The 381-nt window shown below is 74.5% G+C and carries 2 protein-coding genes; both read left to right on the forward strand.

The window, feature by feature from the left end:
• Window positions 1-264: hypothetical protein (locus tag EVJ24_RS15275; RefSeq protein ID WP_442899267.1), on the forward strand; the 264-nt coding region annotated here is incomplete at its 5' end.
• The coding region (locus EVJ24_RS15620; RefSeq protein WP_442899268.1) for a DUF6917 domain-containing protein at window positions 261-381 on the forward strand (121 nt) is incomplete at its 3' end. The genes EVJ24_RS15275 and EVJ24_RS15620, both read left to right, overlap by 4 nt.

The raw sequence follows: 381 nt of genomic DNA on the forward strand, positions 1-381 counted from the left end.
GTGCTGGACTGGTCGTACCCGGGGGAGCGGAAGACCGTGGAGGTGCAGCTCGCGGACGGCCGTACCGACGGTGCCGACATGCTCGCCGGACACCCGGAGTTCAAGGGTTCGCTCTGGCACGAGTACGAGGGCGTGCTGCGGGAGTTCGCCCGGTCCGTGCGCGCCGGGGCGACCGGCGGCCCGACGGCGCCGGACGGCCTGGCCACGGCGGAACTCGTCGCCGACGCCTACGCCCACGGCGCCCGGCAGGAGGCCCGCTCGTGAACCCGGCGGAGGACGGCGCCAAGCGGGCGGTGCACGGTCGGCTGGTGAAGGTCCTCACGCACCGCCGCGATGACCGCGGGATGACCCTGGAACCGTTCGCCTCCCGCTGTGTGCGGG

Source organism: Exiguobacterium sp. SH1S21 (assembly GCF_004337175.1).
In the GTDB taxonomy this organism is placed as follows: domain Bacteria; phylum Bacillota; class Bacilli; order Exiguobacteriales; family Exiguobacteriaceae; genus Exiguobacterium; species Exiguobacterium aurantiacum_A.